The sequence below is a fragment of the Streptomyces scabichelini genome (assembly GCF_011045015.1).
GTDB lineage: Bacteria > Actinomycetota > Actinomycetes > Streptomycetales > Streptomycetaceae > Streptomyces > Streptomyces scabichelini.
On the sequence record NZ_JAAKZY010000436.1, the window covers coordinates 1 to 2,452 of the forward strand.

The window sequence follows — 2,452 nt, forward strand, 5'->3', positions numbered from 1 at the left end:
CCCCCTCACAAGCCCGCACCACGCACCCCAACACCCGCAACGCCGCCCGCCGCCGCGCATCGCAAGCCGCCGCCAGCCGAGGATGCGTATGCCGTGGATGCCCGTCGTAGAAGATCACCCGCAATGCCCCCTCCCGACAACGCAGCGACAGATACACCTCGGCCCCCGACGTGAACCGGCAAGCACACGCGGCCAGTTCGCCCACCACCTGCACCGCCGCATCCGTCACGTCCTCCAGCCGATGCAACTGGAGGACCGCCCTGGTCGTCGCCCGAGCGATGCGAGGGCTGGTCAGATCGGCGGGAAGCGTGAGGCTGTACGCGAGGGTGTCGGGTGACGGTGACGGGGTTGCCACCGACACGTCGTTGAGGACGGGGCAGACGGAGACGACTGTTGCGGGCATGCGGAACTCCTCTGAGAACTCGGTGAATTGACGGACCTTGACGTCTCGACCCGACCGGTGGCCTGTCTCCCTGACGCAAGCCCACCCCTCCCAGGGAAGGAGAACCCGGGCAGGCTCGCGCGATGCGCTTCCGACTGCGTCGGGCCGTAAGCGACTCGTCACCGACTGTAGAGCATGAGAGGAGTACGTGTACTACTCCTCAGGGAAGTTCCCGGTGGACCGATCACGCGCCCCGGCGGCAGACTGACCCAGTCAACGGCCGAACAGGAGAGGGCACATGCCGCCCAGGAGCACACCAACGGAGCGCCAACGGCGGCTCGGCGCGGAGTTGCGCAGGATGCGCGTCGCGGCCGGGATGACGACGGAGCACGCCGCCGGCCTGCTGAACGTCCCCCGCACGAACGTCCCCAACATGGAGTCGGGCCGCTCCGGCATCAGCCCCGAACGCGTACGCACCCTCGCGAGCAACTACGGCTGCACGGACCGGGATCTCGTCGAAGCCCTCGCCGCCATGGCCGCCGGGCGCGACAAGGGATGGTGGGAGGCCTACCGGCGCCAGCTCCGGGACGCCTTCCTGGACATCGCCGAACTGGAGTGGCACGCCAAGCGGCTGCGCATCGCCGTTACCGTGCACCTGCCAGGGCTGCTCCAGACCGAGGAACACGCCCGAGCCGTCTTCGAAGCTGTGATCCCGCCCCTGCCCACGGCCGACGTCGAGACCCGCGTCGCCCACCGGATCGACCGGCAGCAGGTGCTCGACCGTCCGGAGCCCCCAGCCCTCGACGTGATCCTCCACGAGGCCGCCCTCCGTATGGAGTTCGGCGGACCGGCGGTGGCACGGCGGCAACTGGAGCACCTGCTGCGCATGTCCGAGCGCGACACCGTGACCGTACGGGTCATCCCGTTCAAGGCGGGCGGCTTCCCCGGTGCCGGGCAGTCCGTCGTCTACGCCGAGTCCACCGTTCCCCGCCTCGACACCGTGGAGCTCGACAGCACCCACGGCCCGGAGTTCATCGACTCGGAGACTCAGCTCCGCAAGTACCGGGCCCAGCTTGACGCCACCCAAGCCGTCGCGCTCACCCCGAAAGCCTCACGCGACTTCATCCGCACCCTCGCCGACGACCTCTAGGAGAACCCGTGCCGGACATCACCTGGGAAGACGCCTTCTGCGGTGAAGGCGCCAACTGCTTCCGCATAGGCACCGACCCCCAAGGCAACGCCTACATAGCCATCGCCGGCCAAGAAGACCACTACCTCACCGACACCCGCGAAGCCCTCCGCACCCTCATCCTCGACATCAAGGCCGGAAAGGCTGACCACCTGCTCTAGCCGGGAGCCGCCGTCAGGCCGCCCCCTCCGGCAGCACCCCGGGACGGAACCTCTCCACCCCCACCACATGCCGCACCCGCGTCGGCTCGATCAGCAGCATCACGCGCTGTTCCCCGGGGAGCAGCCACGGATACCGGTCCTCACCGATGTACTTCCTCGCGAGCCGGTCCATGGCCCGCTCAGCCGCCTCGCCCTCCACGAAGCGCACGACCCGCCCCCGGATCTCCACTCGGTCGTACGGGTTCTCTGAGTCGTGGTGGGACAGCGAAACGTTTGGATTGCGCCGGAGGTTGTCCACCTTCACGCGCCCCACGGACGTGTTGACCATGACGTACTCGTCCTCGATGTCCGCCCACATGGGCGACACCTGCGGCACCCCGTCCGCCCCGACCGTCGCCAGATGCCAGAAGTTCGGCGCCAGGAGCCGCTCGCGAATGTGGCCGTCGATGCTGCTCATACCGGTGCCGCCCTTCACGCTCGTGCCGCCCGCCCGCGCGGGCACGTACGCCGCCATCCTCGTGGCCGACACCGGACCCTCACCAGATGATCTTCAGCCACCTCGGACACGCATCCGATCCATATCGAACCCGTATCCGACGCACACCGAATCCGTAGAATCCGACAATCTGTGATCCTGGCCGAACAGACCGTAGTCACCGCAGCCCCGCGCACCTACGTTGTGCACGTGCACCAATCGCCACCCCCTGCCTCTGAGCCCAC

Annotated in this window: 4 protein-coding genes; 2 read left to right on the forward strand and 2 right to left on the reverse strand. The window is 68.3% G+C overall.

The annotated features are described in order from the left end of the window. Positions 1–403 (reverse strand): ATP-binding protein (locus G5C60_RS50395; RefSeq protein WP_206441012.1); only part of this gene is annotated, 403 nt, incomplete at its 3' end. Positions 404–680: 277 nt separating this feature from the next. Here G5C60_RS50395 and G5C60_RS50400 point away from each other — a divergent pair. Beyond that, positions 681–1,532, forward strand: a complete 852-nt coding sequence (locus G5C60_RS50400) for a helix-turn-helix domain-containing protein (protein WP_165270995.1) — start codon at positions 681–683, stop codon at positions 1,530–1,532. 8 nt (positions 1,533–1,540) lie between these two features. Then, on the forward strand, positions 1,541–1,732 hold the full coding sequence (locus G5C60_RS50405) for a hypothetical protein (protein WP_165270997.1): 192 nt from the start codon (positions 1,541–1,543) through the stop codon (positions 1,730–1,732). A gap of 13 nt (positions 1,733–1,745) precedes the next feature. On the opposite strand, the gene G5C60_RS50410 is transcribed toward G5C60_RS50405, so the two are convergent. Further along, positions 1,746–2,189, reverse strand: a complete 444-nt coding sequence (locus tag G5C60_RS50410) for a PPOX class F420-dependent oxidoreductase (RefSeq protein WP_165271001.1) — start codon at positions 2,187–2,189, stop codon at positions 1,746–1,748. Positions 2,190–2,452 lie beyond the last annotated feature (263 nt).

Coding starts and splice junctions, on each gene's coding strand:
- G5C60_RS50410 (WP_165271001.1), bottom strand. CDS start 2,189: ATGAGCAGCATCGACGGCCACATTCGCGAGCGGCTCCTGGCGCCGAAC.
- G5C60_RS50400 (WP_165270995.1), top strand. CDS start 681: ATGCCGCCCAGGAGCACACCAACGGAGCGCCAACGGCGGCTCGGCGCG.